Annotated in this window: 25 protein-coding genes; 24 read left to right on the top strand and 1 reads right to left on the bottom strand. The window is 71.8% G+C overall.

The window, feature by feature from the left end; translation table 11 throughout:
* Positions 1-307: 307 nt before the first annotated feature.
* From ACFQQI_RS24010 to ACFQQI_RS23905, 22 genes are all read left to right on the top strand, one after another.
* Positions 308-1,315 (top strand): ABC transporter permease, encoded by a 1,008-nt coding sequence (locus tag ACFQQI_RS24010; protein ID WP_378569143.1) that lies wholly within the window; start codon positions 308-310, stop codon positions 1,313-1,315.
* A gap of 94 nt (positions 1,316-1,409) precedes the next feature.
* Entirely contained in the window at positions 1,410-3,161 is a 1,752-nt protein-coding gene (locus ACFQQI_RS24005; protein ID WP_378569142.1) for an ABC transporter substrate-binding protein, read from the top strand.
* A 109-nt stretch (positions 3,162-3,270) separates the two neighbouring features.
* Positions 3,271-4,287, top strand: a complete 1,017-nt coding sequence (locus tag ACFQQI_RS24000) for an ABC transporter permease (protein ID WP_378569141.1) — start codon at positions 3,271-3,273, stop codon at positions 4,285-4,287.
* Positions 4,288-4,304: 17 nt separating this feature from the next.
* Positions 4,305-5,354, top strand: a complete 1,050-nt coding sequence (locus ACFQQI_RS23995; protein WP_378569140.1) for an ABC transporter ATP-binding protein — start codon at positions 4,305-4,307, stop codon at positions 5,352-5,354.
* A 155-nt stretch (positions 5,355-5,509) separates the two neighbouring features.
* Positions 5,510-6,616 (top strand): ABC transporter ATP-binding protein, encoded by a 1,107-nt coding sequence (locus tag ACFQQI_RS23990; protein WP_378569532.1) that lies wholly within the window; start codon positions 5,510-5,512, stop codon positions 6,614-6,616.
* Between the two features lie 29 nt (positions 6,617-6,645).
* Positions 6,646-8,007 carry a replication-associated recombination protein A gene (locus tag ACFQQI_RS23985; protein WP_378569139.1) on the top strand — a complete coding sequence of 454 codons (1,362 nt, stop codon included), beginning with the start codon at positions 6,646-6,648 and terminating at the stop codon, positions 8,005-8,007.
* A gap of 200 nt (positions 8,008-8,207) precedes the next feature.
* On the top strand, positions 8,208-8,780 hold the full coding sequence (locus ACFQQI_RS23980) for a hypothetical protein (protein WP_378569138.1): 573 nt from the start codon (positions 8,208-8,210) through the stop codon (positions 8,778-8,780).
* A complete protein-coding gene (locus ACFQQI_RS23975) occupies positions 8,777-9,064 on the top strand; it encodes a DUF6167 family protein (protein ID WP_378569137.1) in 288 nt (95 codons plus the stop codon). The genes ACFQQI_RS23980 and ACFQQI_RS23975 overlap by 4 nt, the downstream gene beginning before the upstream one ends.
* Complete coding sequence (gene alaS, locus ACFQQI_RS23970) at positions 9,064-11,763, top strand: alanine--tRNA ligase (RefSeq protein ID WP_378569136.1); 2,700 nt, start codon at positions 9,064-9,066, stop codon at positions 11,761-11,763. The genes ACFQQI_RS23975 and alaS overlap by 1 nt, the downstream gene beginning before the upstream one ends.
* Before the next feature lie 16 nt (positions 11,764-11,779).
* Positions 11,780-12,250: a Holliday junction resolvase RuvX gene (ruvX, locus tag ACFQQI_RS23965; protein ID WP_378569135.1), complete on the top strand. Its 471-nt coding sequence runs from the start codon at positions 11,780-11,782 to the stop codon at positions 12,248-12,250.
* On the top strand, positions 12,247-13,431 hold the full coding sequence (gene mltG, locus ACFQQI_RS23960; protein WP_378569134.1) for an endolytic transglycosylase MltG: 1,185 nt from the start codon (positions 12,247-12,249) through the stop codon (positions 13,429-13,431). The genes ruvX and mltG overlap by 4 nt, the downstream gene beginning before the upstream one ends.
* A gap of 9 nt (positions 13,432-13,440) precedes the next feature.
* Entirely contained in the window at positions 13,441-14,271 is an 831-nt protein-coding gene (locus ACFQQI_RS23955; protein ID WP_378569133.1) for a shikimate dehydrogenase, read from the top strand.
* Complete coding sequence (locus tag ACFQQI_RS23950) at positions 14,268-14,948, top strand: prepilin peptidase (RefSeq protein ID WP_378569132.1); 681 nt, start codon at positions 14,268-14,270, stop codon at positions 14,946-14,948. Before ACFQQI_RS23955 ends, ACFQQI_RS23950 begins: the two co-directional genes overlap by 4 nt.
* A gap of 40 nt (positions 14,949-14,988) precedes the next feature.
* On the top strand, positions 14,989-16,167 hold the full coding sequence (gene aroC, locus ACFQQI_RS23945) for a chorismate synthase (protein ID WP_378569131.1): 1,179 nt from the start codon (positions 14,989-14,991) through the stop codon (positions 16,165-16,167).
* The gene (locus ACFQQI_RS23940) at positions 16,164-16,664 is read left to right on the top strand and encodes a shikimate kinase (protein WP_378569130.1); all 501 of its coding nucleotides are present in this window, start codon (positions 16,164-16,166) and stop codon (positions 16,662-16,664) included. Before aroC ends, ACFQQI_RS23940 begins: the two co-directional genes overlap by 4 nt.
* Entirely contained in the window at positions 16,661-17,749 is a 1,089-nt protein-coding gene (gene aroB, locus ACFQQI_RS23935; RefSeq protein ID WP_378569129.1) for a 3-dehydroquinate synthase, read from the top strand. The genes ACFQQI_RS23940 and aroB overlap by 4 nt, the downstream gene beginning before the upstream one ends.
* Positions 17,746-18,174, top strand: coding sequence for a type II 3-dehydroquinate dehydratase (locus ACFQQI_RS23930; protein ID WP_378569128.1), 429 nt, complete (start codon positions 17,746-17,748; stop codon positions 18,172-18,174). The genes aroB and ACFQQI_RS23930 overlap by 4 nt, the downstream gene beginning before the upstream one ends.
* 39 nt (positions 18,175-18,213) lie before the next feature.
* Positions 18,214-18,999 (top strand): SIMPL domain-containing protein, encoded by a 786-nt coding sequence (locus tag ACFQQI_RS23925; protein ID WP_378569127.1) that lies wholly within the window; start codon positions 18,214-18,216, stop codon positions 18,997-18,999.
* A gap of 104 nt (positions 19,000-19,103) precedes the next feature.
* Positions 19,104-19,667, top strand: a complete 564-nt coding sequence (efp, locus tag ACFQQI_RS23920) for an elongation factor P (protein ID WP_378569126.1) — start codon at positions 19,104-19,106, stop codon at positions 19,665-19,667.
* Positions 19,667-20,074, top strand: a complete 408-nt coding sequence (nusB, locus tag ACFQQI_RS23915) for a transcription antitermination factor NusB (RefSeq protein WP_378569125.1) — start codon at positions 19,667-19,669, stop codon at positions 20,072-20,074. The genes efp and nusB overlap by 1 nt, the downstream gene beginning before the upstream one ends.
* A gap of 16 nt (positions 20,075-20,090) precedes the next feature.
* A complete protein-coding gene (locus ACFQQI_RS23910; protein WP_378569124.1) occupies positions 20,091-21,464 on the top strand; it encodes a dihydrolipoyl dehydrogenase family protein in 1,374 nt (457 codons plus the stop codon).
* A complete protein-coding gene (locus ACFQQI_RS23905; RefSeq protein WP_378569123.1) occupies positions 21,409-22,236 on the top strand; it encodes a DUF1206 domain-containing protein in 828 nt (275 codons plus the stop codon). The genes ACFQQI_RS23910 and ACFQQI_RS23905 overlap by 56 nt, the downstream gene beginning before the upstream one ends.
* On the opposite strand, the gene ACFQQI_RS23900 is transcribed toward ACFQQI_RS23905, so the two are convergent.
* Positions 22,228-23,490, bottom strand: coding sequence for an aminotransferase class V-fold PLP-dependent enzyme (locus ACFQQI_RS23900; protein WP_378569122.1), 1,263 nt, complete (start codon positions 23,488-23,490; stop codon positions 22,228-22,230). The genes ACFQQI_RS23905 and ACFQQI_RS23900 overlap by 9 nt on opposite strands.
* 24 nt (positions 23,491-23,514) lie before the next feature.
* Between ACFQQI_RS23900 and ACFQQI_RS23895 the strand changes: the two genes are divergently transcribed.
* Together ACFQQI_RS23895 and ACFQQI_RS23890 are read left to right on the top strand one after the other, a co-directional pair.
* Positions 23,515-24,819, top strand: coding sequence for a dihydrolipoyl dehydrogenase family protein (locus tag ACFQQI_RS23895; RefSeq protein ID WP_378569121.1), 1,305 nt, complete (start codon positions 23,515-23,517; stop codon positions 24,817-24,819).
* Positions 24,820-24,905: 86 nt separating this feature from the next.
* Complete coding sequence (locus ACFQQI_RS23890) at positions 24,906-26,210, top strand: MinD/ParA family protein (RefSeq protein ID WP_378569120.1); 1,305 nt, start codon at positions 24,906-24,908, stop codon at positions 26,208-26,210.
* The last annotated feature ends 21 nt before the right edge of the window (positions 26,211-26,231 follow it).

The raw sequence follows: 26,231 nt of genomic DNA, 5'->3' as shown, positions 1-26,231 counted from the left end.
TTACGGGCGTCGGGGGGTACCCTTCGCCACACCCGACGGGGTGGCGGCCGACGAGGCGCCGCAGTTCCTGTCGTCCGCGCGAATCGACGCAGGAAGGTGCGCGGCTCTTGCTCGAGTCGACCGCAGGGTGTCGCGCGGTGGGGCCGTTCCGGCGGATACACCACCGAGCCTGCCGAGACCAGATCGTTACACACCGAAGACCCGATGATGGGTATGCGTCACATAGAGTCACTCCGGTTGTCGACACCGGAGCCCCGGCTTTTCGTGTGGTGTCGACCACGCAACATTCGATCCAGACAGAGGTGCCATGACCGCCAGCCCGGTGAACGAGCTCGAGTCGCGAACTCCCGACCCGAACGCGGACCAATCCCGCAGCAAGGCTGTCGCGAGCAAGTCGCCCACCCAGCTGGCGATGGCTCGGTTCTTCAAGGACAAGAAGTCGATGGTCGCGCTGACCATCGTCGTGATCTACCTCATCGCGGGCATCCTCGCCCCGATCCTCGACTGGCTCGGTGTCATCGACCCGCTCACGCCCCACCAGGACCTGATCGGCCCGGACGCGCTGCCGATCGGCGACTGGTGGGGCATCTCGTGGGACCACCCGCTGGGCGTGGAGCCGGGAATCGGCCGTGACGTGCTGAGCCGGATCTGGCTCGGCATCGCCCTCTCACTGGCCGTCGCGCTCTCCGCGTCCGTGATCGCGGTCACGCTGGGCGTCGTGCTCGGTGTCATCGCGGGCTACACCGGCGGCTGGGTCGACTCCATCATCGGCCGGGTCATCGACCTGGTGCTGGCCTTCCCGCAGACGCTGCTCCTGCTGGCCGCCGCCCCGGTCGGCCTGGCGCTGCTCACGGAGAACCTCGGAGTGCCCGAGGGGCCGCTCTCCCAGGGCCTGTTCGTGATCCTGGTGCTCGGCTTCTTCGGCTGGACCGGCACCGCGCGACTCATCCGGGGCCAGGTGCTGTCGCTGCGCGAGCGCGAGTTCGTCGACGCCGCCCGCCTCTTCGGCGCGAGCCGCCGGCGGATCTGGTTCAAGGAGCTGCTGCCCAACCTCTGGGCGCCCGTCCTCGTGACGTTCACGCTCTACATGCCGGCGTTCATCTCCGCGGAGGCGGCGCTCGCCTACCTGAACGTCAGCGTGCGCCCGCCGACGCCGACCCTCGGCAACATCCTGCGTGACTCGATCCAGTACGCCTCCGGTGACTTCCTGTACTTCTTCGCGCCCGCATTCCTGATCGCGCTCATCGTCGTCTCGTTCAACCTCCTCGGCGACGGCCTGCGCGACGCGCTCGACCCGAAGGGTGATCGCGGCTGACCCGAGCCCGACCACTCGACCCACACAGTCTTCGGCGGCACAGCGTCGCCGGAAGTGCCGCCGGCTTCGGCGCGTACATGATCAAGGAGAAGTAATGGCCAAGATGCGAAAGCGGATGGCTGCCCTAGGCGCGGTGGCGGCCTTGGCGGCCTCTCTCGCTGCTTGTGGAGGCAGCGGATCCGACGACGACAACTCGAACGGCGGCGGCTCTAGCGAGAGCTCGGCCAAGGGCGGCACCCTGCTCTGGCTGCAGCACTTCCCGTTCGAGAGCACCGACCCGCAGCGGATCTACTACGGCGTCCAGCTGGCGAACTTCCGCCGGACGCTCTACCGCTCGCTGGTGGCGTTCCCGTTCAGCGAGGACCCCGAGGTCGCCAACACGCCGGTCCCGGACCTCGCGACCGACACCGGTACCTCCAGCGAGGGCGGCAAGGTGTGGTCCTTCACGCTGAAGGACGGCATCAAGTGGGAGGACGGCTCCGAGATCACGTGTGAGGACTTCAAGTACGGCGCCTCGCGTGCGTTCGCCGACGACGTCCTCACCGGTGGTGCCGGCTTCTACCTGAAGAGCTACCTCGACATCCCGGACGGTGCCTACAAGGGCCCCTACACCGGCAAGGGCCAGGAGCTCTTCGACAAGGCCGTGACCTGCGACGGCAACACGATCACGTACAACTTCAACAAGCCGTGGCCGGACTTCCCGCTGTCGGTGGCGTCGCTGATGGCGACCGACCCCTACAAGGAGTCGATCGACAAGGGTGACAAGTCCAAGTGGACCGTCCTCTCCAACGGCCCGTACAAGGTCGAGGGCGGCAGCTGGGACGTCAACAAGGGCGCGACCCTGGTTCGGAACGAGAACTACGACCCGAACACGGACACCCCGGAGACGATCCGTCAGGCCAACCCGGACCAGATCAACTGGGAGATCTACACCGCCGCCGAGCCGATCCTCGACCGTCTGGTCGCGGACGCGGGCGAGGACGTCAACGCCGTGACCACGGCGCGTATCCCTCCCGCCTACTTCAGCCAGATCGAGGGCCCGGTCGCCGAGCGCGCCACCACGGTGGAGTCGCCCTACACCAGCTACCTGGTCCCCAACCAGAAGGTGCTGACCGACCCGAAGGTCCGCCAGGCGCTCGCCGTCTCGGTCGACCTCGACGGCTGGGTCAAGGCCCTGGGTGGCGAGAAGGCCGGTGTCCCCGGCGAGTCGATCATCAACCCCTCGCTGCCGGGTTACACCGAGCAGGCGGCGTTCTCGGGCCCGAACAGCGGTGACCCCGAGGCGGCGAAGGCTCTCCTCGAGGAGGCCGGCGTCGAGATGCCGTACCCGATCACCTACACCTACGGTCAGTCCGAGACCCAGGACAAGGCTGCGGCCATCCTGAAGCAGGGCTGGGAGAAGGCTGGCTTCAAGGTCACCCTCGACCCGCTGGGTGACACGTACTACGACGTCATCAACCAGCCCGACAAGGAGTCCAGCGTCGTCTGGGCCGGTTGGGGTGCTGACTGGCCGTCCGCGATGACGGTCCTCCCGCCGCTGTTCGACTCGCGTGCCAACTTCGCGACCGACGCCAACGGCAACGTCACCAACCTCGGCCAGGACTACGGCTACTACGAGAGCAAGGAGTTCGAGGACCTCGTTGACCAGGCGGCGACCGCCCCTGACATCGAGACCCAGAACGAGCTGCTCACGCAGGCCGACACGGTCCTCGCCAACGACACCGCCTACATCCCGCTCGAGGTGACGGTGTTCTACTGGCTGCGTGGCTCCGGCATCACCAACTTCATGACCGACGCTGCGTCGTCGTCGTACCCGGACCTCGGTCCGATCGGCGTCACTCAGTGACAAACCGCGGTCTAGTTCACTAGATCTGCAAGGGCGGGGGCCCGGTCCACCGGGTCCCCGCCTTCCCGCGGGATCCCCGTCCCCACCCGACCCGAAGGCAGTTGCGGCCTTGTTCGCTTATCTCGTACGCCGAGGTTTCATCGGCATCATCCTGTTGCTCGCCCTGAGCCTGATGACGTTCTTCCTCTTCTTCGCCTCTCCGGTCGACGTGACCCGGTTCGCGTGCGGCAAGAACTGCACGCCCGAGAAGCGCGCGACGACCGAGAAGGCTCTCGGCTATGACAAGCCCACCGTCGTCCAGTGGACCGACTTCCTCAAGGGCATCGCCGTCGGCCGTGACTACCCCGACGACCCCGAGCTCCAGGCGGCCGCTCCGGACATCATCGTGCACTGCCCGGCGCCGTGCTTCGGCTACTCCCAGGTCAACGCCAAGACCGTCAACGAGCTCGTCAAGGAAGCCGCGCCGATCTCGATCTCGCTCGCCCTCGTGGCCCTCTTCATCTGGGTCACCCTCGGCATCCTGTTTGGCTTGCTGGCCGCGGTGACGAAGGGCTCCCTCATCGATAGGGGCATCGTCGGGCTCACGCTGGTCGTCTACGCGTTCCCGACGTTCTTCATCGGCATCTTCCTGCTCAAGTACGTCTCCATCAAGTGGGGGATAGTGCCGTTCCCGCAGTACGAGACGATCGCCGAGGGAGGCATCGGCGGCTGGTTGTCGAACCTGCTCCTGCCGGCGCTGACACTCGCGCTCTTCTACCTCGCGGGCTACGTCCGGATGACCCGGGCGTTCGTGCTCGAGTCCCTGACGGAGGACTACATCCGCACCGCGAAGTCGAAGGGGCTCAAGCAGCGCAAGGTGCTGTTCAAGCACGCGCTGCGTGCGGCGCTGACCCCGTTGGTCACGATGGTGGGTCTTGACTTCGCGAGCCTGCTCGGCGGTGCGATCATCACCGAGTCCGTGTTCAGCTTCCACGGCCTCGGAGCGCTCGCGGTGCGTGCGAACCAGTCCTACGACCTGCCCGTGCTCATCGGCCTGCTGCTGCTCGCGGGTGCGTTCGTGATCCTCGCGAACATCGTCGTCGACGTGCTGTACGCGTACATCGACCCCCGCGTCCGCCTGGCCTGACTAGTAGGAACTTCGAGATGACCACACCTCTCCTCTCCGTCGAGGACCTCAAGGTGCACTTCCCGACTGCCGACGGCATCGTGAAGGCCACCGACGGGCTCTCCTACACGCTCGCCAAGGGCAGCACCCTCGGCATCGTGGGCGAGTCCGGCTCGGGCAAGTCGGTGTCGAGCTCGGCGATCCTCGGCCTCCACCGCGGCTCCAACGCCATCGTCAGCGGCCGGATCATGTTCGACGGCACCGACCTGCTCACCATCTCCGACGAGGAGATGCGGCGGCGTCGCGGCCGCGACGTCGCGATGATCTTCCAGGACCCGCTGTCGGCGATGCACCCCTACTACACGGTGGGCAACCAGATCGCCGAGGCCTACCGGGTCCACCACGACGTCAGCAAGAAGGTGGCGAAGGCCCGCGCCGTCGAGATGCTCGACCGCGTCGGCATCCCGCAGCCGGACCGCCGGGTCGACGACTATCCGCACCAGTTCTCGGGCGGCATGCGCCAGCGCGCCATGATCGCGATGGGCCTGATCAACAACCCGAGCCTGCTGATCGCCGACGAGCCGACGACGGCGCTCGACGTGACCGTGCAGGCGCAGATCCTCGACCTGCTCCAGGACCTCCAGAAGGAGTTCGAGTCGGCGGTCATCATCATCACCCACGACCTCGGCGTGATCGCCGAGATGGCCGACGACGTGCTGGTGATGTACGCCGGTCGCTGCGTCGAGTACGGCACGGGCCGCGACATCATGACGCACCCGGAGATGCCCTACACGTGGGGACTGCTGTCGAGCGTCCCGGACGTCACCGGTGACACCAACTCCCGGCTGCTGCCGATCCCGGGCAACCCGCCGAGCCTGCTCGACCCGCCGAGCGGGTGCGCCTTCCACCCGCGGTGCACCCACCGCGACAAGGTTCCCGGCGACCTGTGCCGGACCACGCTGCCCGAGCTGACTCCGGGTACCCGGTCCGAGGAGCACCTGAAGCGGTGCCACCTCGCGAACCCGGATGCCGTGTACGAACAAGAGGTCCTGCCGGAGATCGTGCCGGACCTGGTGGAGGAACGATGAACGACCAGCCCAACGCCGACGTCGCACCGGCCGAGGGTCGGCTGGGCGAGGACCCCACCGACGACGCCGCGGACTTCAGCAAGGAGGTGGAGGCGCACGCGCCGACGCAGCTCGACCTCGACGCGAAGCCGATCCTCGAGGTCCGCGACCTGAAGATGTACTTCCCGGTGAAGTCGGCCGGCATCATCCGCCGCACCCTCGGGTACGTGCAGGCCGTCGACGGGGTCTCCTTCCAGCTGCCCACCGGAGGGTCGCTGGGCCTGGTGGGCGAGTCCGGCTGCGGCAAGTCGACCACCGGTCGGCTGATCACCCGGCTCTACGAGCCGACGGGCGGCAGCATCAACTTCGACGGTCGTGAGATCGCGAAGACGAGCGCCAACGCGCTCAAGCCGCTGCGCCGGGAGATCCAGATGATCTTCCAGGACCCCTACACGTCCCTGAACCCGCGGCACACGGTCGGCTCGATCATCGGGGCGCCGCTGCGCATCCACAAGATCGTGCCCAAGGACAAGATCCTGCCGCGCGTGCAGGAGCTGCTGGAGGTCGTCGGCCTCAACCCGGAGCACTACAACCGCTACCCGCACGAGTTCTCGGGCGGTCAGCGGCAGCGCATCGGCATCGCCCGCGCGCTGACGCTCCAGCCGAAGGTCCTCGTGGCCGACGAGCCGGTGTCCGCCCTCGACGTGTCGATCCAGGCGCAGGTGGTCAACCTGCTCCAGGACGTGCAGCGTGAGTTCGACATCGCGTTCCTCTTCGTCGCCCACGACCTGGCCGTGGTCCGGCACTTCTGCCCCGAGGTCGCGGTGATGTACCTCGGCAAGATCGTCGAGATCGCCGACCGGGAGACGCTGTACAACCGGCCGAACCACCCCTACACCCAGGCGCTTCTGTCGGCCGTGCCCGACGTCAAGCAGGCCGCCATCGGTGGCCGGCGCGAGCGGATCCGGCTCGAGGGCGACGTGCCCAGCCCGATCAACCCGCCGTCGGGGTGCCGGTTCCGCACCCGCTGCCCGCTCGCCCAGGAGATCTGCGCCCGGGTCGAGCCCCCGCTGCTGCAGGTCGGCAAGCGGCACAAGGTCGCCTGCCACTTCGCCGGCGAGCTGGGCAAGCACCCGGACAAGCCGGTCACTGCGCCGCTTCTCGGTGTCGACGACACCGGCGCTCCGGACGCCGGCGCGACCCCGTCGCCGCTGGCCGCCAACGAGCCGGGCTACGCCGACACGTGGTACGACCTCGAGCGGAAGACGATGGCGAGCGCCTGATCCGTACGCACGACTCGTAGGCTGAGTCCGTGGACGAGGGACTCTTCGACGCCCCCGGTGCCGGTACCCGGCCCGGGGGCGGCGGCTCTCTGAACGCGAACACGCACGCGTCGGCGCCGCTCGCCGTACGCATGCGCCCGCGCACGCTAGACGAGCTGGTCGGCCAGGAGCAGCTGCGCGCTCCCGGGTCGCCGCTGCGTCGCCTCGTCGAGGGCGACCAGTCGATGTCGCTGCTGCTCTGGGGTCCGCCGGGCACCGGCAAGACGACGATCGCGTCGATCGTCAGCCAGCAGACGGACCGCCGGTTCGTCGAGGTCTCGGCGGTCTCGGCCGGCGTCAAGGAGGTCCGCGCCGCCATCGACGCGGCCCGCGCCGAGCTGGTCGCCGGGGGCCGCGAGACCGTGCTCTTCGTCGACGAGGTGCACCGCTTCTCCAAGGCGCAGCAGGACGCACTGCTGCCCGGCGTCGAGAACCGCTGGGTGACCCTGATCGCCGCCACCACGGAGAACCCGTTCTTCAGCGTGATCTCGCCACTGCTGTCGCGCAGCCTGCTGCTGCGGCTCGAGTCGCTCACCGACGACGACGTACGCGCCGTGCTGGAGCAGGCGATCGTCGACGAGCGCGGCCTCGCCGGTGCGGTGAAGGTCGACGACGAGGCGCTCGACCACCTCGTCCGGCTCGCAGGCGGCGACGCGCGCCGCTCGCTGACCTACCTGGAGGCCGCGGGTGGCGCCGCGGTCGCGCAGGGCCTCGACACGGTCGACCTCGCCACCGCCGAGACGGCGGTCGACCGGGCCGCGGTGCGCTACGACCGCCAGGGCGACCAGCACTACGACGTGGTCAGCGCGTTCATCAAGTCCGTCCGCGGCTCCGACGCCGACGCGGCGCTGCACTACCTCGCGCGGATGATCGAGGCGGGGGAGGACCCCCGCTTCATCGCGCGCCGGCTGATGATCCTCGCCTCCGAGGACGTCGGCCTGGCCGACCCCACGGCGCTCCAGACCGCGGTCGCCGCCGCCCAGACGGTGCAGCTGATCGGGATGCCCGAGGCCCAGCTCACGCTCGCGCACGCCACCATCGCCCTCGCCGTAGCCCCCAAGTCGAACGCCGTGACCACCGCGATCGGCGCCGCCCTCGCCGACGTCAGGGCCGGCAAGATCGGCCAGGTGCCGCCGCACCTGCGCGACGCCCACTACGCCGGGGCGAAGAAGATCGGCCACGGCGCGACGTACAAGTACAGCCACGACGAGCCGTTCGGCATCGCCGAGCAGCAGTACGCCCCCGACGTGGTCCTCGACCGCGCGTACTACCAGCCGACGTCCCTGGGCGCCGAAGCGGCGATCCGGGAGCGCTGGGAGCGAGTACGCCGACTGATCCGGGGCAAGGACTGACCCGGACGACGCTCGCTGGCGCTCGCTGCTCGACCAGCGGTGGTCTCCGGTGGTCGAGCTTGTCGAGACCCCCGCAGCGTGCGCGCCGTCGTCGGGTGCGGTGGTTTCCGGTGGTCGAGCTTGTCGAGACCCCCGCAGCGTGCGCGCCGTCGTCGGGTGCGGTGGTCTCCGGTGGTCGAGCTTGTCGAGACCCCTGCAGCGTGCGCGCCGTCGTGGGGTGCGGGGGTCTCGACGACGCTCGCTGGCGCTCGCTGCTCGACCTCCGGGGCCGCGCGATAGGGTCGGTGACCATGCAGGACTGGATCGTGCCCACGGCGGCGGGGCTCCTCGCGCTGGCCGCCCTGGTGCTCGGTGTCGCGCTCGTGCGCGCCCGGTCCGCGACCGAGCGGGAGCTCGCGACGGCGCGGGCCGAGACAGCCGCGCTGCGCGCCCAGCTCGACGAGATCGAGCGCCGGATCGCGCGGCCCCAGCCGCGGGCGACGCCCGAGACCGAGTTCGTGATCACGAACCTGGGGGAGCGCGAGCCCGAGCCGGAGGCGGCGCCGCAGATCGGCGGGGCGCTGTTCGCCGACCTCGTGCTCCGCGAGACCGTCGTGAAGGCGGCCGGCTTCGCGTACGGCGTACGACGTGCGCTCGACCCGGAGGCCCGCAACCGGATCCGGTTCGAGATGAAGCGCGAGGTGCGCCGCGCGCGCAAGCAGCGCAAGGTCGACACTCGCGAGGCGCGTCGCGAGTGGGCGGCCCGCCAGCGAGCCGAGGACAGCGCGGCATGAGGCGCGGGCTCTGGTTCGCGGCCGGAGCCGGCACCGCCGTCTACGCGATGGTCCGGGGTCGGCGCGCGGCCGAGGCGTTCACGGTCGACGGCCTCAAGGACCGCATCGGCGCCCTCGAGGTCGGGGCCCGGATGTTCCGCGACGAGGTCGCCCAGGGCAAGGCCGACAAGGAATCCGAGTTGCGCGAGCGGCTCGGCCTCGTGCCTCATGGGACTCCCGAGCTCACCGGAGGTCGCCACAAGGCGATCCCCACCACCGAGAAGCAGGAAGGCAGCACAGACTGATGGACACCGCGGAGATTCGCCGGAGGTTCGTCGCTCACTTCGAGCGCAATGGCCACACCCCGGTGCCGTCCGCCTCGCTGCTGCTCGACGACCCGAACCTGCTCTTCGTCAACGCCGGCATGGTGCCGTTCAAGCCCTACTTCCTCGGGCAGGAGACGCCGCCGTACCCGCGCGCGACCAGCGTGCAGAAGTGCGTGCGCACCGCGGACATCGAGGACGTCGGCAAGACCACCCGCCACAACACCTTCTTCGAGATGTGCGGCAACTTCTCCTTCGGCGACTACTTCAAGGAGGGCGCGATCGAGCTCGCCTGGGAGCTGGTCACCAAGCCGATCGCCGACGGTGGCTTCGGGCTGCCCGAGGGCCGGCTCTACCCGAGCGTCTACGACGAGGACCCGGAGGCCATCGCGCTCTGGAAGCAGGTCACCGGCCTGCCCGACGAGCGCATCCTGCGGCTGGGCAAGAAGGAGAACTACTGGTCGATGGGCGTGCCCGGCCCGGGCGGACCGTGCTCGGAGATCCTGATCGACCGCGGCCCGGCGTACGGACCGGACTTCGACCCCGCCGCGCTCGGTCCCGACATGCCCGTCGAGCTCGAGGACCGGCTGCTGGAGTTCTGGAACCTCGTCTTCATGCAGGACGAGCTCTCCGCGGTCCGCTCGAAGTCCGACTTCGACATCGCCGGCTCGCTGCCGAAGAAGAACATCGACACCGGCATGGGCCTCGAGCGCGTGGCGTTCCTCCTGCAGGGCAAGGAGAACAACTACGAGATCGACGTGCTCTACCCGGTGATCGCCAAGGCCGAGGAGCTGAGCGGTCGCCGCTACGGCACCAGCCACGAGGACGACGTCCGGTTCCGGGTGGTCACCGACCACGTGCGCAGCTCGATGATGCTCATCGCCGACGGCGTCACGCCCGGCAACGAGGGCCGCGGCTACGTCCTGCGCCGGCTGCTGCGCCGGGTCGTGCGCTCGATGCGGCTGCTCGGCTACGAGGACCCGGCGCTCCCGGAGCTGTTCCCGGTGAGCCGCGACAAGATGGGGGAGACCTACACGTCGCTCCACCAGGACTGGGAGCGGATCTCCACGGTCGCGTACGCCGAGGAGCACGCGTTCCGCCAGACCCTGCGCGCCGGCACCCAGATCTTCGACATGGCGACCACCGAGGTGAAGCGGTCCGGCGGCACGCAGCTCTCGGGCGACCGGGCGTTCGCGCTGCACGACACCTACGGGTTCCCGATCGACCTGACCCTCGAGATGGCCTCGGAGCAGGGGCTCTCGGTCGACGAGGACGGCTTCCGCCGGCTCATGAACGAGCAGCGGCAGCGCGCCAAGGACGACGCGCGGTCGAAGAAGGGCCAGCACCGCGACGCCACGGCGTACCGCGAGGTCGTCGACTCGATGGGCCGCGCCGTCGAGTTCACCGGCTACGACCTGACGGTCGACGAGGGCACCGTGCGCGGCATCGTCGCCGCGGGAGGCGTGGTCCCGTCGGCGGGGCCCGGCGAGGAGATCGAGCTGGTCCTCGACCGCACGCCGTTCTACGCCGAGGGCGGCGGCCAGCTCGCCGACCAGGGCGTCATCGAGCTCGCCAACGGAGCCCGGATCGAGGTCTACGACGTCCAGTCGCCCGTGACGGGCCTGATCGTGCACAAGGCGAAGGTCCTCGACGGCGAGGTCAGCGCTGGGCTCGGCGCCCACGCGGTCGTCGACCTCGAGCGACGCCGGTCCATCTCGCGCTCGCACACCGCGACCCACATGGTGCACAAGGCCTTCCGCGAGGCGCTCGGCGAGACCGCCACCCAGGCGGGCTCGGAGAACTCGCCCGGCCGCTTCCGCTTCGACTTCTCCGCCACCGGCGCCGTCCCGGAGTCGGTGATGGCCGACGTCGAGGCGCGCGTCAACGACGTCGTGCTCGAGGACCTCGCGGTCGAGGCCGAGGTCATGAGCCAGGCCGAGGCGGTCAGGTCCGGCGCGATGGCGCTCTTCGGCGAGAAGTACGGCGACCGCGTGCGCGTGGTCTCCGTCGGCGACTGGGCGCGCGAGCTCTGCGGCGGCACCCACGCCGGCAGCTCCGGCAAGCTCGGCGTCATCAAGCTGCTGGGCGAGTCGTCGATCGGCTCCGGCGTACGCCGGGTCGAGGCGCTGGTCGGCAGCGACGCCTACCGCTTCCTCGCCCGCGAGCACGTGCTGGTCAACCAGCTCTCCGAGGTGCTCAAGGTGCGCCCCGAGCAGCTCCCCGAGCGCGTCAACGACATCGTCGAGAAGCTCCGCGCGGCCGAGAAGGAGATCGAGAAGATCCGGGTCGGCCAGCTCCTGGCCGCCGGTGGCGAGCTCGCCGCCGGCGCCGCGAAGGTCGGGCCGGTCAACCTGGTCGCCCACCGCGCCGACGGCGCCGGGGGAGGCGACGTGCGCACGCTCGCGCTCGACGTGCGGGGCCGGCTGCCGCAGGGCGAGCCCGGCGCCGTGGTCGTGATCGGTGCCCTCGACGGCAAGGTCTCCGTCGTGGCCGCGCTCAACGACGAGGCGCAGGCCCGCGGGCTGAGCGCCAACGACCTGGTCCGTGCGGTCGGCCCGCTGGTCGGCGGCAAGGGCGGTGGCAAGGCCGACGTCGCCCAGGGCGGCGGCGCCGACACCTCGCGGATCGACGAGGCGCTGGCCGTCGTCACCGCCGAGGTGGGGCGCGTCGCGGCCGGCTGAGCCGGGCGGAGCACCGATGCGCCACGGCGTACGTCTCGGCATCGACCCCGGGGACGCCCGGATCGGGGTCGCGCGCAGCGACCCCTCCGGCTTCCTCGCGAGCCCGGTCGAGACCGTGCGCCGCGGCAAGGGCGACCTGGCCCGGATCGCGAAGATCCTGGCCGCCGAGCAGGAGGAGTCGACGGTCGTGGAGGTCGTCGTCGGCCTGCCCCGTTCGCTCTCGGGGCGGGAGGGTCCGGCCGCGCTGAAGGTCCGCGAGTTCGCGGCGACGCTCGCCCGGCGCGTGGCGCCCGTGCCGGTGCGCCTGGTCGACGAGCGCATGACCACGCTTTCCGCGGAGGCTATGCTGCGCGACCAGGGCCGCAAGGGGGGCAAGCGGCGCGCCGTCGTCGACCAGGCTGCCGCCGTCCTCATCCTGCAGCACGCACTGGACGCCGAGCGCGCGACGGGGGAAGCGCCGGGGGAGATCCTCGAGGAGACTTCATGACGTACGAGCACGACGCGGACCACGAACCGGTTCCGCTCGACGACGAGCCGTCGGGCGACGGTACGACGTACGAGCCCGGTCGCCGGCGCAAGGGGCGCAGCGTCCCGGGCTGCCTGGCCGTGCTGGTCGCGCTCGCCGTCGTGATCGGCGGCTTCTACTACGTCGTCACCTGGGGCATCGACAAGGTCGGCGACCAGTTCTCCTCCGCGGAGGACTACGAGGGTCCCGGCCACGGCAAGGTCACCTTCCAGGTGCAGAGCGGCGACACCGCCGCCGTGATGGGCCGCAACCTCAAGGCCGACGGGGTCGTGGCCTCGGTCGAGGCCTTCATCGACGCCGCCAACGCGAACCCGGAGTCCAACAGCATCCAGGCCGGCTACTTCCCGCTGAAGAAGGAGATGGCCGCCGCCGACGTCGTCGAGGTCCTCGTGGACCCGTCGAACATGGTCAAGGACACGGTCACCCTCCCCGAGGGACTGCGGGTCGAGGAGATGGTAAAGATCCTCGCCGAGCAGACGGACTACTCGAAGAAGGACTTCGAGAAGGTGCTCGACAACCCCGACCAGCTCGGCCTCCCCGACTACGCGGAGGGCAACCCCGAGGGCTACCTCTTCCCGGCCACCTATGACTTCGGCCCGGACGCCACGCCCGAGTCGATGCTCACCGACATGGTCGACCGCTGGAAGCAGGCGGCCGAGGACGCCGACCTCGAGGCCGCGGCCGCGGACCTCGGCTACACGCCGCACGAGCTGATGACGGTCGCGAGCCTCGTGCAGGCAGAGGGTCGGGGCGACGACATGCCGAAGATCTCCCGGGTGATCTACAACCGCGTCGAGAACCCCGACAACGGCATCACCAACGGCCTGCTCCAGATCGACGCCGCGGTCAACTTCGCGCTCGACCGGCCGACGATCGCCCGGCTCACGCAGGACGAGATCGACTCGGTCGCGGACTCGCCGTACAACACCTACACGCAGCCGGGCCTCCCGCCCGGGCCCATCGAGGCGGCCGGCGACGACGCCATCGAGGCGGCGGCGCACCCCGCCGACGGCGACTGGCTCTTCTACGTGACCGTCAACCTGAAGACGGGGAAGACGAAGTTCACCGACTCCTACGACGAGTTCCTCGGGTTCCGGCAGGAGCTGGACGAGTACTGCGAGACGCAGTCCGACCGCTGCTGAGGGAGCACCATGCGCTGCGCCGTCCTGGGTGACCCGATCACCCACTCGCTCTCACCGGTCCTGCACCGGGCGGGGTACGCCGCGGCGGGCCTGACCGACATCACGTACGACGCGGTGCGCGTCGACGAGGCCGGGCTCGCGGCGTACGTCGACGGGCTCGACGCCGACTGGCGCGGGCTGTCGCTCACGATGCCGCTGAAGCGGGTCGCCCTCGACCTGGCTCCGCGGGTGACCGAGCGGGCCCGGCTCGCGGGCGGAGCCAACACGCTGCTGCTCGAGGAAGGCGCCCCGGTGCTGGCCGACAACACCGACCTGCCCGGGGCGGCCTCCGCGGTGCGGGAGCGCTACGACGGCGCGGTCACCGCGGTCACCGTCCTCGGCGGGGGAGCGACGGCCGCGTCGACCGGGCTCGCGATGTGCGACCTCGGCGCCCGCCGGGTGCGACTGCTCGCGCGCTGCGCCAACCGCGCTGCGGCCACGGCCGCCGCGATCGCCGCCCACCCCGCGGCCCCGGCCGTCGATGTCGGCGCGCTGGCCGACGGGGTGGTCGACGGGGAGGTCCTGGTCTCGACGATCCCGGCCTCGGCCCAGGACGCCGACCTGGTCGCGCGGGCCGCCGACGCGCCGGTCGTCTTCGAGGTGCTCTACGACCCGTGGCCGACCCCGCTCGCCGCGTCCGCCCTCGCCTCGACTGCGCAGGGCCGGGTGCTCGTCTCCGGCCTCGACCTGCTGGTGCACCAGGCGGTCCTCCAGTTCGAGATGTTCACCGGGGTGCCGGCGCCGCTGGACGCGATGCGCGCCGCCGGCGAGGCCGAGCTCCGCGCGCGACACGCGCGGTGACCGAGGACCTTGCGGCAGCCGCGCTCGGTGTGCTGCTGTGCGGTCCCGCCGGCCTCGCCGTCCCCGTCGTGATCGCCGGACTGCCGTCGCCGATCGCCGAGGTGGCCGAGCGGCCCCGGATGCTGCTGAGGTCGGCCGTCGTGTGTGCCGTCGTCGGCGCCGTGCTCGGCCTGGCGATCGGGCTGGAGCCGGCGCTGTGGGTGGTTCTCCCGCTCGTCCCGCAGGCGGTGCTGCTGGCGATCGTCGACCGCCACACCCAACTGATCCCGAGCCGGGTCGTGTGGCCGATGCTCGGCCTGGCCGTGGGGCTCGTCGTGCTCGTGGGCGGGGTGGCCGGCGATGGCACCGCCGTCGTGCGGTCCGCGGTCGGCGGCGTCACCACCTTCCTGGTCTTCCACACGCTGTGGTGGCTGCACTCGGCGGGCATGGGGTACGGCGACGTCCGGCTCTCCGCGGTCGTCGGCACCGTCCTGGGCTTCCTCGGCTGGGGCGAGCTCGTCGTCGGGGTGTACGCCGGCTTCGCGGTGTTCGCGCTCGTCGCGCTCGGCCGGGCGGTGCTGCAGCGCGACCGCGGGCTGCTGCGCGAGCCGACGCCGTACGGCCCCTACCTCCTCGGCGGGGCGCTCGTCGGCGTGGTGCTCGGCGGCCCGCTGTGGTCGAGTCTCGTGTCCGGGTGACCCGCGCGGCCCGCCGTACCGACCGTGAAAGACTGGACCCATGCTGCGCTGGCTGACCGCGGGTGAGTCCCACGGCCCCTCCCTGGTCGCGATCCTGGAGGGGCTGCCCGCCCATGTCCGGGTGACCTCCGACGACATCGCCGACGCCCTGGCGCGGCGGCGGCTGGGCTACGGCCGCGGCGCGCGGATGAAGTTCGAGCAGGACGAGGTCACGCTGGTCGGCGGCGTCCGCCACGGCAAGACCCAGGGCGGCCCGGTCGCCATCCAGGTCGGCAACACCGAGTGGCCGAAGTGGGAGAAGGTGATGTCGGCCGACCCGGTCGACCCGGTCGAGCTCGAGGCGCTGGCCCGCAACGCCCCGCTGACCCGCCCACGGCCGGGGCACGCCGACCTCGTCGGCATGCAGAAGTACGCCTTCGACGATGCCCGCCCGATCCTCGAGCGCGCCTCCGCCCGCGAGACCGCCGCGCGGGTCGCGCTCGGCCGCGTCGCCAGCAACTTCCTCGAGCAGGCGGTCGGCGCGCGCGTCGTCTCCCACGTCATCGAGCTCGGTGGTGTGCGCGCCCCCGCGGGCAGCTGGCCCGAGCCCGGCGACGTCGCGCGGCTCGACGACGACCCGGTGCGCTGCCTCGACGCCGACACCAGCAAGCAGATGGTCGAGCGCATCGACCAGGCCCACAAGGACGGCGACACGCTCGGCGGCGTCGTCGAGGTCGTCGTGCACGGGCTGCCGCCCGGCCTCGGGTCCCACGTGCACTGGGACCGGCGCCTCGACGCGCGTCTCGCGGGAGCGCTGATGGGCATCCAGGCGATCAAGGGCGTCGAGGTCGGCGACGGCTTCGAGCTCGCTGCGACCCCGGGGTCGCTCGCGCACGACGAGATCGTGCCGACCCCGGAGGGCATCCGCCGGGTCAGCGGCCGCTCCGGTGGCACCGAGGGCGGCATGACGACCGGCGAGGTCCTCCGCGTCCGCGCGGCGATGAAGCCGATCGCGACCGTGCCCCGCGCCCTGCGCACCGTCGACGTCGCCACCGGCGAGGAGACCGTCGCCCACCACCAGCGCTCCGACGTCTGCGCCGTGCCTGCGGCGGGCATCGTCGCCGAGGCGATGGTCGCGCTGGTGCTGGCCGAGGCCGTGCTGGAGAAGTTCGGCGGCGACTCCGTGCAGGAGACCCGGCGCAACGCCGAGTCCTACCTCGACACGCTGCGCTACCGATGATCGTGATGGTCGGCCCGATGGGGGCGGGCAAGACGACCGTCGCCGGGCTGGTGGCGGCGCGCCTCGGCCTGTCCGTGCGCGACACCGACCACGACGTCGAGGCGACCGTCGGGCGCACGATCTCCGAGATCTTCGTGGACGACGGCGAGGCGGCGTTCCGCGACCTCGAGCGGGCGGCCGTCGCCGAGGCGATCGCTGCGCACGAGGGCGTGCTCGCGCTTGGCGGGGGAGCCGTGCTCGACCCGGGCACCCGCGACCTGCTCGCCGGCCACGACGTCGTCTTCCTCCGCGTCGGGCTCTCCGACGCAGTGAAGCGCGTCGGGCTCGGCTCGTCCCGGCCGCTGCTGCTCGGCAACGTCCGCGGCCGCATCAAGACCCTCCTCGACGAGCGGACGCCCGTCTACGAGTCGGTCGCCACGCTGGTCGTCGACACCGACGGCCGGTCGCCCGAGGAGATCGCCGACGAGATCGTCGAGGCCCTGGGGATCGCCGCATGAGCACGGTCATCCCGGTCGCCGGCCCGGCGCCGTACGACGTCGTCGTGGGCCACGGCATCCTCGACCAGCTGCCGGGGCTGCTCGGCACGGGCGCCACCCGGGTGGCCGTCGTCCACTCCGAGGGGCTCACCGCGGCGCCCGTGGTCGACGCGCTCGGCTCGGCGTACGACGTGCTCGACCTGCCGGTGCCCGACGGCGAGTCCGCGAAGACCGCCGCGACCGCTGCGGCCTGCTGGGAGGCGCTCGGCGCCGCCGGCTTCACCCGCTCCGACGCCGTGGTGACGTACGGCGGGGGAGCGACCACCGATCTGGGCGGCTTCGTCGCGGCGACCTGGCTGCGGGGGGTGCGGGTCGTGCACGTGCCGACCTCGCTGCTGGGCATGGTCGACGCGGCCGTCGGCGGCAAGACCGGCATCAACACCGGCGCCGGCAAGAACCTCGTCGGCGCCTTCCACGAGCCGGCCGGCGTGCTCTGCGACCTCGCCACGCTGGCGACGCTGCCGCGCGACGAGCTGGTCGCGGGGCTGGGCGAGGTCGTGAAGTGCGGCTTCATCGCCGACCCGGCGATCCTCGACCTGGTCGAGGCGACCGACCCCGCCGCGCTGACCGCGGAGTCGGCGGAGGTGCGCGAGCTCGTCGAGCGCGCGATCCGCGTCAAGGCCGAGGTCGTCGCCGGCGACCTCAAGGAGACCGGCGGCGCCGAGGGACACCCGGGCCGCGAGGTCCTCAACTACGGCCACACGCTCGCCCACGCCATCGAGCGCACCGAGGACTACCGGATCCGGCACGGCGAGGCCGTCGCGATCGGCTGCGTCTACGTCGCGGAGGTCGCCGGACGCGCCGGGCTGCTCGCTCCCGACGTGGTGGCCCGGCACCACGCGGCGTTCGGGCGGGTCGGCCTGCCCACGACGTACGCCGGCGCGCCGTTCGAGACGCTGCTCGCCGCCATGAAGGTCGACAAGAAGTCGCGCGGCAACCTGCTGCGCCTCGTGGTGCTGCACGACCTCGCCAGCCCGGCGGTGCTCGCGGGCCCGGACGAGGACCTGCTGCGCGCCGCCTACGCCGCGATCGGAGGCCCCTCGTGAAGGTCCTGGTGCTCAACGGCCCGAACCTCGGCCGTCTCGGCCGCCGCCAGCCGGAGATCTACGGCAGCACGACCCACGCCGAGCTCGCCGACCTGTGCGTCGGCTGGGGCCGCGAGCTCGGGCTTCAGGTCGAGGTGCGGCAGACCAACCACGAGGGCGAGATGCTCGACTGGCTCAACGCCGCCGCCGACGACGCCACCCCGGTCGTGCTCAACGCGGCGGCGTGGACGCACTACTCGTACGCGATCTTCGACGCCTGCGCGCAGCTGGTCGCCCCCCTCGTCGAGGTGCACATCTCCGACCCGCACCAGCGCCCGGAGGAGTTCCGGCACACCTCCCTCGTCACGCCGTACGCCACCGAGGTCGTCGCCGGCCACGGCATCGACGGCTACCGGATGGCCCTCGAGGTCGTCGCCCGACGTTGAGTCGGGAACCGGGGGTACGGCGAGCGCGTCGGACCGGGCATGGACCGCTCGATCACCGTCAGCACGCGCACCCTCCTCATCGCCCTGGTCGTGGCCGTCGGCCTGGTCGCGGCGTACCTGCTCGGCAGCTCCGGCGGCGGTAGTCCAGCGGCGGCGTCGTCGGAGGGCGGCGCCGACGCCGACCGGCCCCGCGAGCTCACGATGACCGGGCGCGGCGAGGCGAGCGCCGTGCCGGACCAGCTCTCGTTCGCGCTCGCCGTCAGCCTCCAGCGGGCCGACCTCGGCGACGCGCTCGACGCCGCCAGCGCGTCGATGTCCCGCGTGCTGTCGGCGCTGGCCGACGAGGGCGTGGCCAAGGGCGACGTACAGACGACCGGGCTGTCGATGGACCCGGTCTACGACTACGACGACTACGACCCGCCGACCGTGGTCGGCTACCGCGTCTCCCAGCGCGCGTCGGTGCTCGTCGACGACCTGTCCCGCGGAGGAGCCGCGGTGAGTGCGGCCGTCGCCGCCGGCGGCAACGACGTCCGCGTGTCCGACCTGCGGCTGCTGGTCGGCGAAACCGACGAGGTCATGGCCGACGCGCGGGAGGCCGCGGTGGAGGAGGCGCGCGCCAAGGCGGAGCAGTACGCCGCGGCCTCGGGTCAGTCGCTCGGCGACGTGATGACGATCCGGGAGGTGTCGGCGCGCCCGCTGCCGACCCCGGTCGTGGAGACCTCGGCCCGTGCCGCGGCGTACGACCAGATGCTCCGCAAGGTGCCGATCCGCGCGGGCCGCGACGAGGCGTCGGTGACCGTCCGGATCGTGTGGCAGCTCTCGTAGCGGATTACTCCCGGCGCCGCGCCAGCCGATAGACTCGTGCGCTGGCGCGCCCGCGGGGCCCGCGCCTCCCGAACCCACCGACGTACGAAGGCTGACACGCGCGCATGGCATCGACGAACGACCTCAAGAACGGCATGGTTCTCAACATCGACGGCCAGCTCTGGTCGGTCGTGGAGTTCCAGCACGTGAAGCCGGGCAAGGGCCCCGCCTTCGTGCGCACCAAGCTGAAGAACGTCGAGTCCAACAAGACCGTCGACAAGACCTTCAACGCCGGCACCAAGGTCGAGACCGCGACCGTCGACCGCCGCACGATGCAGTACCTCTACAACGACGGCTCGTCGTACGTCTTCATGGACGTCCAGTCCTACGACCAGATCGAGATCGCGCCGGAGCTCGTCGGCAACGCGCAGAACTTCCTCCTGGAGAACCAGGAGGCGATCGTCGCCACCAACGAGGGCCGCGTGCTCTTCATCGAGCTCCCCGCGTCGGTCGAGCTCGTGATCACCTTCACCGAGCCCGGCCTCGCCGGCGACTCCGCCACCGGCCGCACCAAGCCGGCCACCCTCGAGACCGGCCACGAGATCCAGGTGCCGCTCTTCATCAACCAGGGCGAGAAGGTCAAGGTCGACACCCGCGACTCGTCCTACCTCGGTCGTGTGAAGGCCTGATGTCTGCTCGCACCAAGGCGCGCAAGCGCGCGCTCGACGTCCTCTTCGCCGCCGACGTGCGCGGTGAGTCGGCGACCGACGCGCTGGAGCGCGCCATCGCCGAGGGCGAGGGCCCGACCAACGACTACACCGCGGTGCTCGTGCGCGGCGTCGAGGGCCACCGGGCGCGCATCGACGAGGTGCTCGCGTCGTACTCCGAGGGCTGGTCGCTGACCCGGATGCCCGCCGTCGACCGCAACGTGCTGCGGCTCGGCGTCTGGGAGCTCCTGTACGCCGACGACGTCCCCGACGCCGTCGCCATCAGCGAGGCGATGACGCTGGTCACCGAGCTGTCGACCGACGAGTCCCCGCAGTTCGTCAACGGCATCCTCGGGTCGGTGCTGCGCAACAAGGCGACCCTGGTCTGACCCCTACGCTGAGCCCATGACTCAGCGCGAGGTCGACCTGGTCGTCATCGGCACCGGTCCCGGGGGCGAGGCCCTCGCGACCGGCGCCGCGAAGGCCGGGCTCGAGGTGGTGGCCGTCGACAAGCACCTGGTGGGCGGCGAGTGCCCCTACTACGGCTGCATCCCGACCAAGATGATGGTGCGGGGCAGCGACGCCGTCGCCGAGGCCCGCCGGGCACCCCAGGTCGCCGGCGAGGCCACGGCGACCCCCGCGTGGTCGGTCGTGCACCGACGCATCGACGAGGACGCCACCACCCACTGGGACGACACCATCGCCGTCGACCGGCTGCGCGACGCGGGCGCGACCGTGCACCACGGCGTCGCCCGCCTGGCCGGCCCGGGCAGCGTCAGCGTCGAGACCGGCGGCGAGACGATCTCGTACGCCGTGCGCCGGGGCGTCGTCCTCAACACCGGCACGCGTCCGGCCATCCCGCCGGTCGAGGGGCTGGCGGACACGCCGTACTGGACCAACCGCGACGCCGTGCGCGTCGCCGAGCTGCCGGGGTCGCTGGTCGTCGTCGGTGGCGGCCCGATCGGCTGCGAGCTGGCGCAGGTGTTCGCGCGCTTCGGCGTGCGCGTCACCGTGGTCCAGCACGGCCCACGGCTGCTCGCGGCCGACGAGCCGGAGGCAAGCGAGCTCCTCGCGGACGTCTTCGCCGACGAGGGCATCCGGGTGCTGACCGGCGTCGAGGTCCAGCGGGCGGCGTACGCCGACGGCGCGTTCACGCTCGCCCTCGACACCGGCGAGGAGCTGGTCGCCGACAAGGTGCTGGTCGCCGCGGGACGGCACCCGAACCTCGACGACCTCGGCCTCGACACCGTCGGCCTCGACCCGGCGGCGCGCGCGCTCGACACCGACGAGCGGCTGCGGGTGCAGGACGGGCTCTGGGCGATCGGCGACGTGACGGGGAAGGGCGGGTTCACGCACGTCTCGATGTACCAGTCCGCCGTCGCGCTGCGCGACGTGCTGGGGGAGTCCGGCGCGCCCGCGCGCTACCACGCCGTGCCGCACACGACGTTCACGGACCCCGAGGTCGGCGGCGTCGGGATGACCGAGCAGCAGGCGCAGGACGCCGGCCTGTCGGTGCGCACCGGCGCGACCCGGCTGGAGCAGTCGTCGCGCGGTTTCACCCACGGCCCGGGTGGGCACGGCCTGATCAAGGTCGTCGAGGACGCCGACCGGGGTGTGCTGGTGGGTGCGACCGCCATGGGCCCCGCGGGCGGCGAGATCCTCGGCTTCCTGGCCGTCGCGGTGCACGCGGAGGTCCCGGTCGAGACGCTCAGGACGATGATCTATGCCTACCCCACCTTCCACCGCGCGATCGAGTCAGCGCTCGCCGATCTCTCCTGACAGCGACTGGATCGAGCACGTCGCCCGCGCCGGGCTGGTCGCGTATGCGATCGTCTACCTGCTGATCGGCTGGCTCGCGGTGCAGCTCGCGTTCGGCGACCGCTCGGGCAACCCGTCGAGCACGGGCGCGTTCCGGGAGCTGGCGCAGCAGCCGCTCGGCGGGGTGCTGATCTGGGTCGTCGCGCTGGGCATGTTCCTACTGGCGGCGTGGCAGCTGTTCGAAGCCGCGGTCGGCCACCGCGACGAGGACGGCGCGAAGCGGGTCGGCAAGCGCGTGGTGTCGCTCGGCAAGGCCGCGATCTACGCCGTGATCGGCGCCAGCGGGCTGAAGGTCGCGCTCGGCTCCGGCTCGTCCGGCCAGAGCGAGGAGACGTGGACCGCCCGGCTGATGAGCGCCCCCGCGGGCCAGCTCCTCGTCGGCCTGGTCGCGGTGGCGATCATCGGCTTCGGGCTGTACGGGATCTACCGCGCCTGGACCGAGAAGTTCGCCGAGGAGCTCGACGCCGAGGGGCGCAGCGGCAAGACCGGCACGGCGTACCTCGTCTTCGGCAAGATCGGCTACACCGCGCGCGGGGTCGCCTTCGTCATCGTCGGCATCCTGTTCGGGTACGCCGCGGTCACCCACGACGCCGAGAAGTCCGGGGGGCTCGACCAGGCGCTGTTCGAGCTGCTCGACAAGCCGTTCGGCCCCGCCCTGCTCTGCGCGATCGGCGTCGGGCTCGCCTGCTTCGGGCTCTTCACGCTGGCGCAGGCCCGGCACCTCTCACGCTAGTGCCGCGACCGCCTCGACCGCGGCGTCGACCTCGTCGGCGTCGGTGACGATGCTCGGCCCGAGGCGCAGGTACGACGTGGCGTACGGCGTCACGCTGGCCGCAATGCCCTGTTCGCGGAGCCGCTGCATCGCGTCGGGCGGCGCCAGGCCGGGCACGTCGAGGCAGACGATGCCGGCGGACACCTCGGGGTCGAGCGGCGTGACGAGGGTGACCGGGCCTCCGGCCAGGCCCTCCTTGAGCCGGGTCGCCTGCTCGACCGTGCGGTCGACGACCGCCGTGCGCCCGATCTGCTCGTGGAACGCGAACGCCTCGCTGAGCGCCCACCGGTGCTCGAAGTCGTGGTACCCGCCCGGCGACATCCGGCCGCCCGGGCTGGTGGGCGTGAACGTCGGGATCAGCTCCGTCATCGGGGCCCAGTCGCGGCCCCAGACCAGTCCGGTGCCGCGCGGTCCGAAGAGCCACTTGTGCGTGCCGGTGGCCAGGAAGTCGCAGCCGAGGTCGGGGATGTCCATGTCGACGGCGGCGAAGCCGTGGACGCCGTCCACGCACAGCAGCACGTCGTCGGGCAGCGCATCGGCGATCTCGCGGACGGGTGTGCGGACACCGGTGCTCGAGTGCACCCAGGTGATCGCGACGGCGCGGGTACGGGGTGTGACCCCGGCCAGCAGCCGGTCCACCATCTCGTCCACGGTGGCCGCGGCCGGGTCGTCGTACAGCGACACCCGCACGACCCGCGCCCCGGTGCGGAGGCCGAGCAGCCGCAGGGAGTCCTCGGTCGCGAAGAAGTCGTGGGTGGTCGAGAGCACCTCGTCGCGGCCGGTGAGCGGCAGCCCGCCGTACACGATGCCGAGCCCCATCGTGGTGCTGTCGGTCAGCGCGTACTGCGCGGGGGCGCCGCCCGCGAACCCGGCGGCAGCGGCGCGGACCTCGTCGTCCAGCCGGGGGCCGTCGAGGAGGGTCGCCTCGGTGTCGAACCCGAGCCGCGCCCGGTGGAAGTCGATCGCCGCGTCCACCTGGGCGGTGTGCGGCGACAACACGAACGCCGCGAACTGGGCGACGTCGGGGTCGAGCGGGAACTGGGCGCGGACCGAGTCCCAGTCGCCGGGGTCGAACACCGGGACGGCCAGCTCGGCGGGCGGGGTGGCGGTCGCGGGCGGGGCATCGGCCTCCGGCTCCGCGTCACAGCCCGCCACGAGGACGGCTCCGCCGGCCAGGCCGGCGCCGATGAGGGCTCGTCGTGTCGAGAGCGGCATGACCCATGATGGCAGGGTGGCGGCATGACGGAGGAGGCTCGCGAGAGCGTTGACGTGGTCGTCCTCGGGCTCGGCTCGGGCGGTGAGTACGCCGCCCGCAAGCTCGCCGAGGCCGGCCTCTCGGTCGTGGGCGTCGAGCGCGATCTCGTCGGCGGCGAGTGCCCGTTCTGGGGCTGCACGCCGTCGAAGCTGCTGATCCACTCCGCCCAGCGCGGCGACCCGTGGTCGCGCGCAGCCGGGCGGATCCGCGAGGCCAACCACGACTGGAGCGACCATTCCCACGCGGAGCCGCTGGCGGAGGCCGGCGTGCGGATCGTGCGCGGTGAGGGTCGACTGGCGGGCCCGGGCCGGGTCCAGATCGACGGCACGACGTACGACGCCCGCCTGGGGGTGCTGCTCAACACGGGCACGCGGCCGGCGGTGCCGGACCTGGACGGGCTCGACGGCACGCCGTACTGGACCAACCGCGACGTCATGCGGCAGACCGAGGCGCCGGCGTCGCTGGCGGTGCTCGGGGGCGGACCGATCGGGTGCGAGCTGGCGCAGGCGTTCGCGAAGTTCGGCACACGGGTGACGATGCTGGAGATGCGCGACCGGGTGCTCTGCCCCGAGGAGCCCGAGGCCTGCGAGGTCGTCAGCGCGGCGATGCGCCGCGACGGGGTGGAGGTGCGGACGGGGGTGGAGGTCACCGCGGTCAGGTACGACGGCGCGTTCACGCTCACCGTCGACGACGACACCCTCACCGCCGCCCGGCTGCTGGTCGCCGTCGGGCGCGACATGGGCCTCCCCGACCTCGGGCTGGAGACCGTCGGCCTCGACCCCGAGGCCGACAGCATCGAGACCGACGAGCGGATGCGGGCGGCCGAGCGGCTGTGGGCGGTCGGCGACGTCACCGGTCGTGGCGCCTACACGCACCTTTCGCTCTACCAGGCCCGCATCGCGGTGCGGGACCTGCTCGGCGAGGACGGGCCGTGGGCCGACCACCACGCGATCAGCCGGGTGACGTTCACCGACCCCGAGGTGGGCGCGGTCGGGCTGACCGAGGAGCAGGCCAGGGACGCCGGGCTCCGGGTGGCGGTGGGCCACGCCGACGTCGCCGCGTCGAGCCGTGGCTGGATCGCCGAGGCCGAGGGCGTGGTCAAGGTGGTCGCCGACGCCGACCGCGGGGTGCTGGTCGGCGCGACCGTGGCCGCGCCGTACGGTGGGGAGGTGATCGGGCTGCTCACCGCGGCCGTCCACGCGGCGATCCCGGTGGCCACGCTCCGCGAGATGCAGTACGCGTACCCGACCTTCCACCGCGCGATCGCCAGGGCGCTCGACGACCTGTGACTGAACCGCTCGCGCGCGTGTGACTCATCTGTTTTGGGGGAAGGACGATGGCTGGGCAGGACCGACCTGCCGACGAGGGAGGAACGATGTCGCAGGAAGCATGGCACGGGGGCTCGCGACACGATGCCGACGACACCAGTGACCGGCTGTACACGCCGGACGACTTCGCGGCGTACGCCGCGCGACGCGACGCCCGGGAGGGCGGCGCCGGGGGCCGCGAGCCGTTGACGTACGGCGACCCGCTCACCGACGGGCTCGACGACCCGCTCACCGACCCCACGCCGGACGCGTCCGGCGCCGAGATCGTCTCGCGGCCGACCGCGCCGCCGCCGTCGTACCGGCCCGCGACCCCGCCGCCCGCCGGCCCGCCGCCGGCGCAGCGGCAGCCGGTCGAGGCTCCGGCCGCCCACGCGGCGCCGCCGGAGCCGACGGACGATGAGCCGGAGATGCGGCGCTTCATGTCGGCGACCGACTTCCTCGACCGCCGCGACGCCGACCAGGACCTCGGCCCGGCGAACTGGGGTTGGCGCGGCAAGATGCGGCGCTGGACCGGCGGGCTGGTCAACCCGAAGATGGGCGCCGAGGAGCGCTCGTACGTCGAGGACCGCCGGCTGATCCAGCGCGACTTCGACGGCCCGCGCACGATCGCCTTCATCAACCCCAAGGGCGGCGCGGCCAAGACGACCGGCGTGCTCGCGGCCGGCTACACGTTCGGCACCGTCCGCGGCGGCGGCGTCGTCGCGTGGGACAACAACGAGACCCGCGGCACGCTCGGCATCCGCGGCACTCGCAGCGCCCACCGCAACACCACGCGGGAGCTGCTGGAGGACCTCGAGCGGTTCACCGACGTCTACCAGTCGCGCATCGGCGACCTGGGTGCCTTCGTGCGCTCCCAGGGCGATGCCCACTTCGACGTGCTCGCCTCCGACGAGCGGCCCGACGTGACCGGCACGATCCGGGCGCAGGACTTCGACGCGATCCACAAGCTGCTCGAGCGCTTCTACCGGGTCATCCTGATCGACACGGGCAACAACATGCGTGCCGAGAACTGGCTCGCCGCCGCCGGCGCGGCCGACCTGCTCGTCGTCACGTCGACGGTCCGCGAGGACACCGGCTACAGCGGCCTCTGGATGCTCGACGCCCTCCAGGACGCCGGCTACCAGAACCTCAAGCACAAGACCGTCACCGTGCTGTCCGACCCGTCCGCGACCGTCGACAGCAAGCTCGCCGCCGACCTCGTCGACGTCTACCAGCAGCGCACTCGCGGCGTGTACCGCGTGCCGTACGACCCGGCCCTCGTGGCCGGCTCGGTGGTGCCCTACTCGCAGCTGTCGCAGCACACCCGGATGCAGTGGCTGAAGGCGTGCGCAGGGATGGCTGCCGCCCTGTAGCCGCGCGGCCTCGAAACCACG

The organism is Nocardioides sp. GCM10030259 (assembly GCF_042666375.1).
GTDB lineage: Bacteria > Actinomycetota > Actinomycetes > Propionibacteriales > Nocardioidaceae > Nocardioides.
Note: the sequence above shows the minus strand (reverse complement) of the source record. Positions and strands in the feature narration are given on the sequence as shown.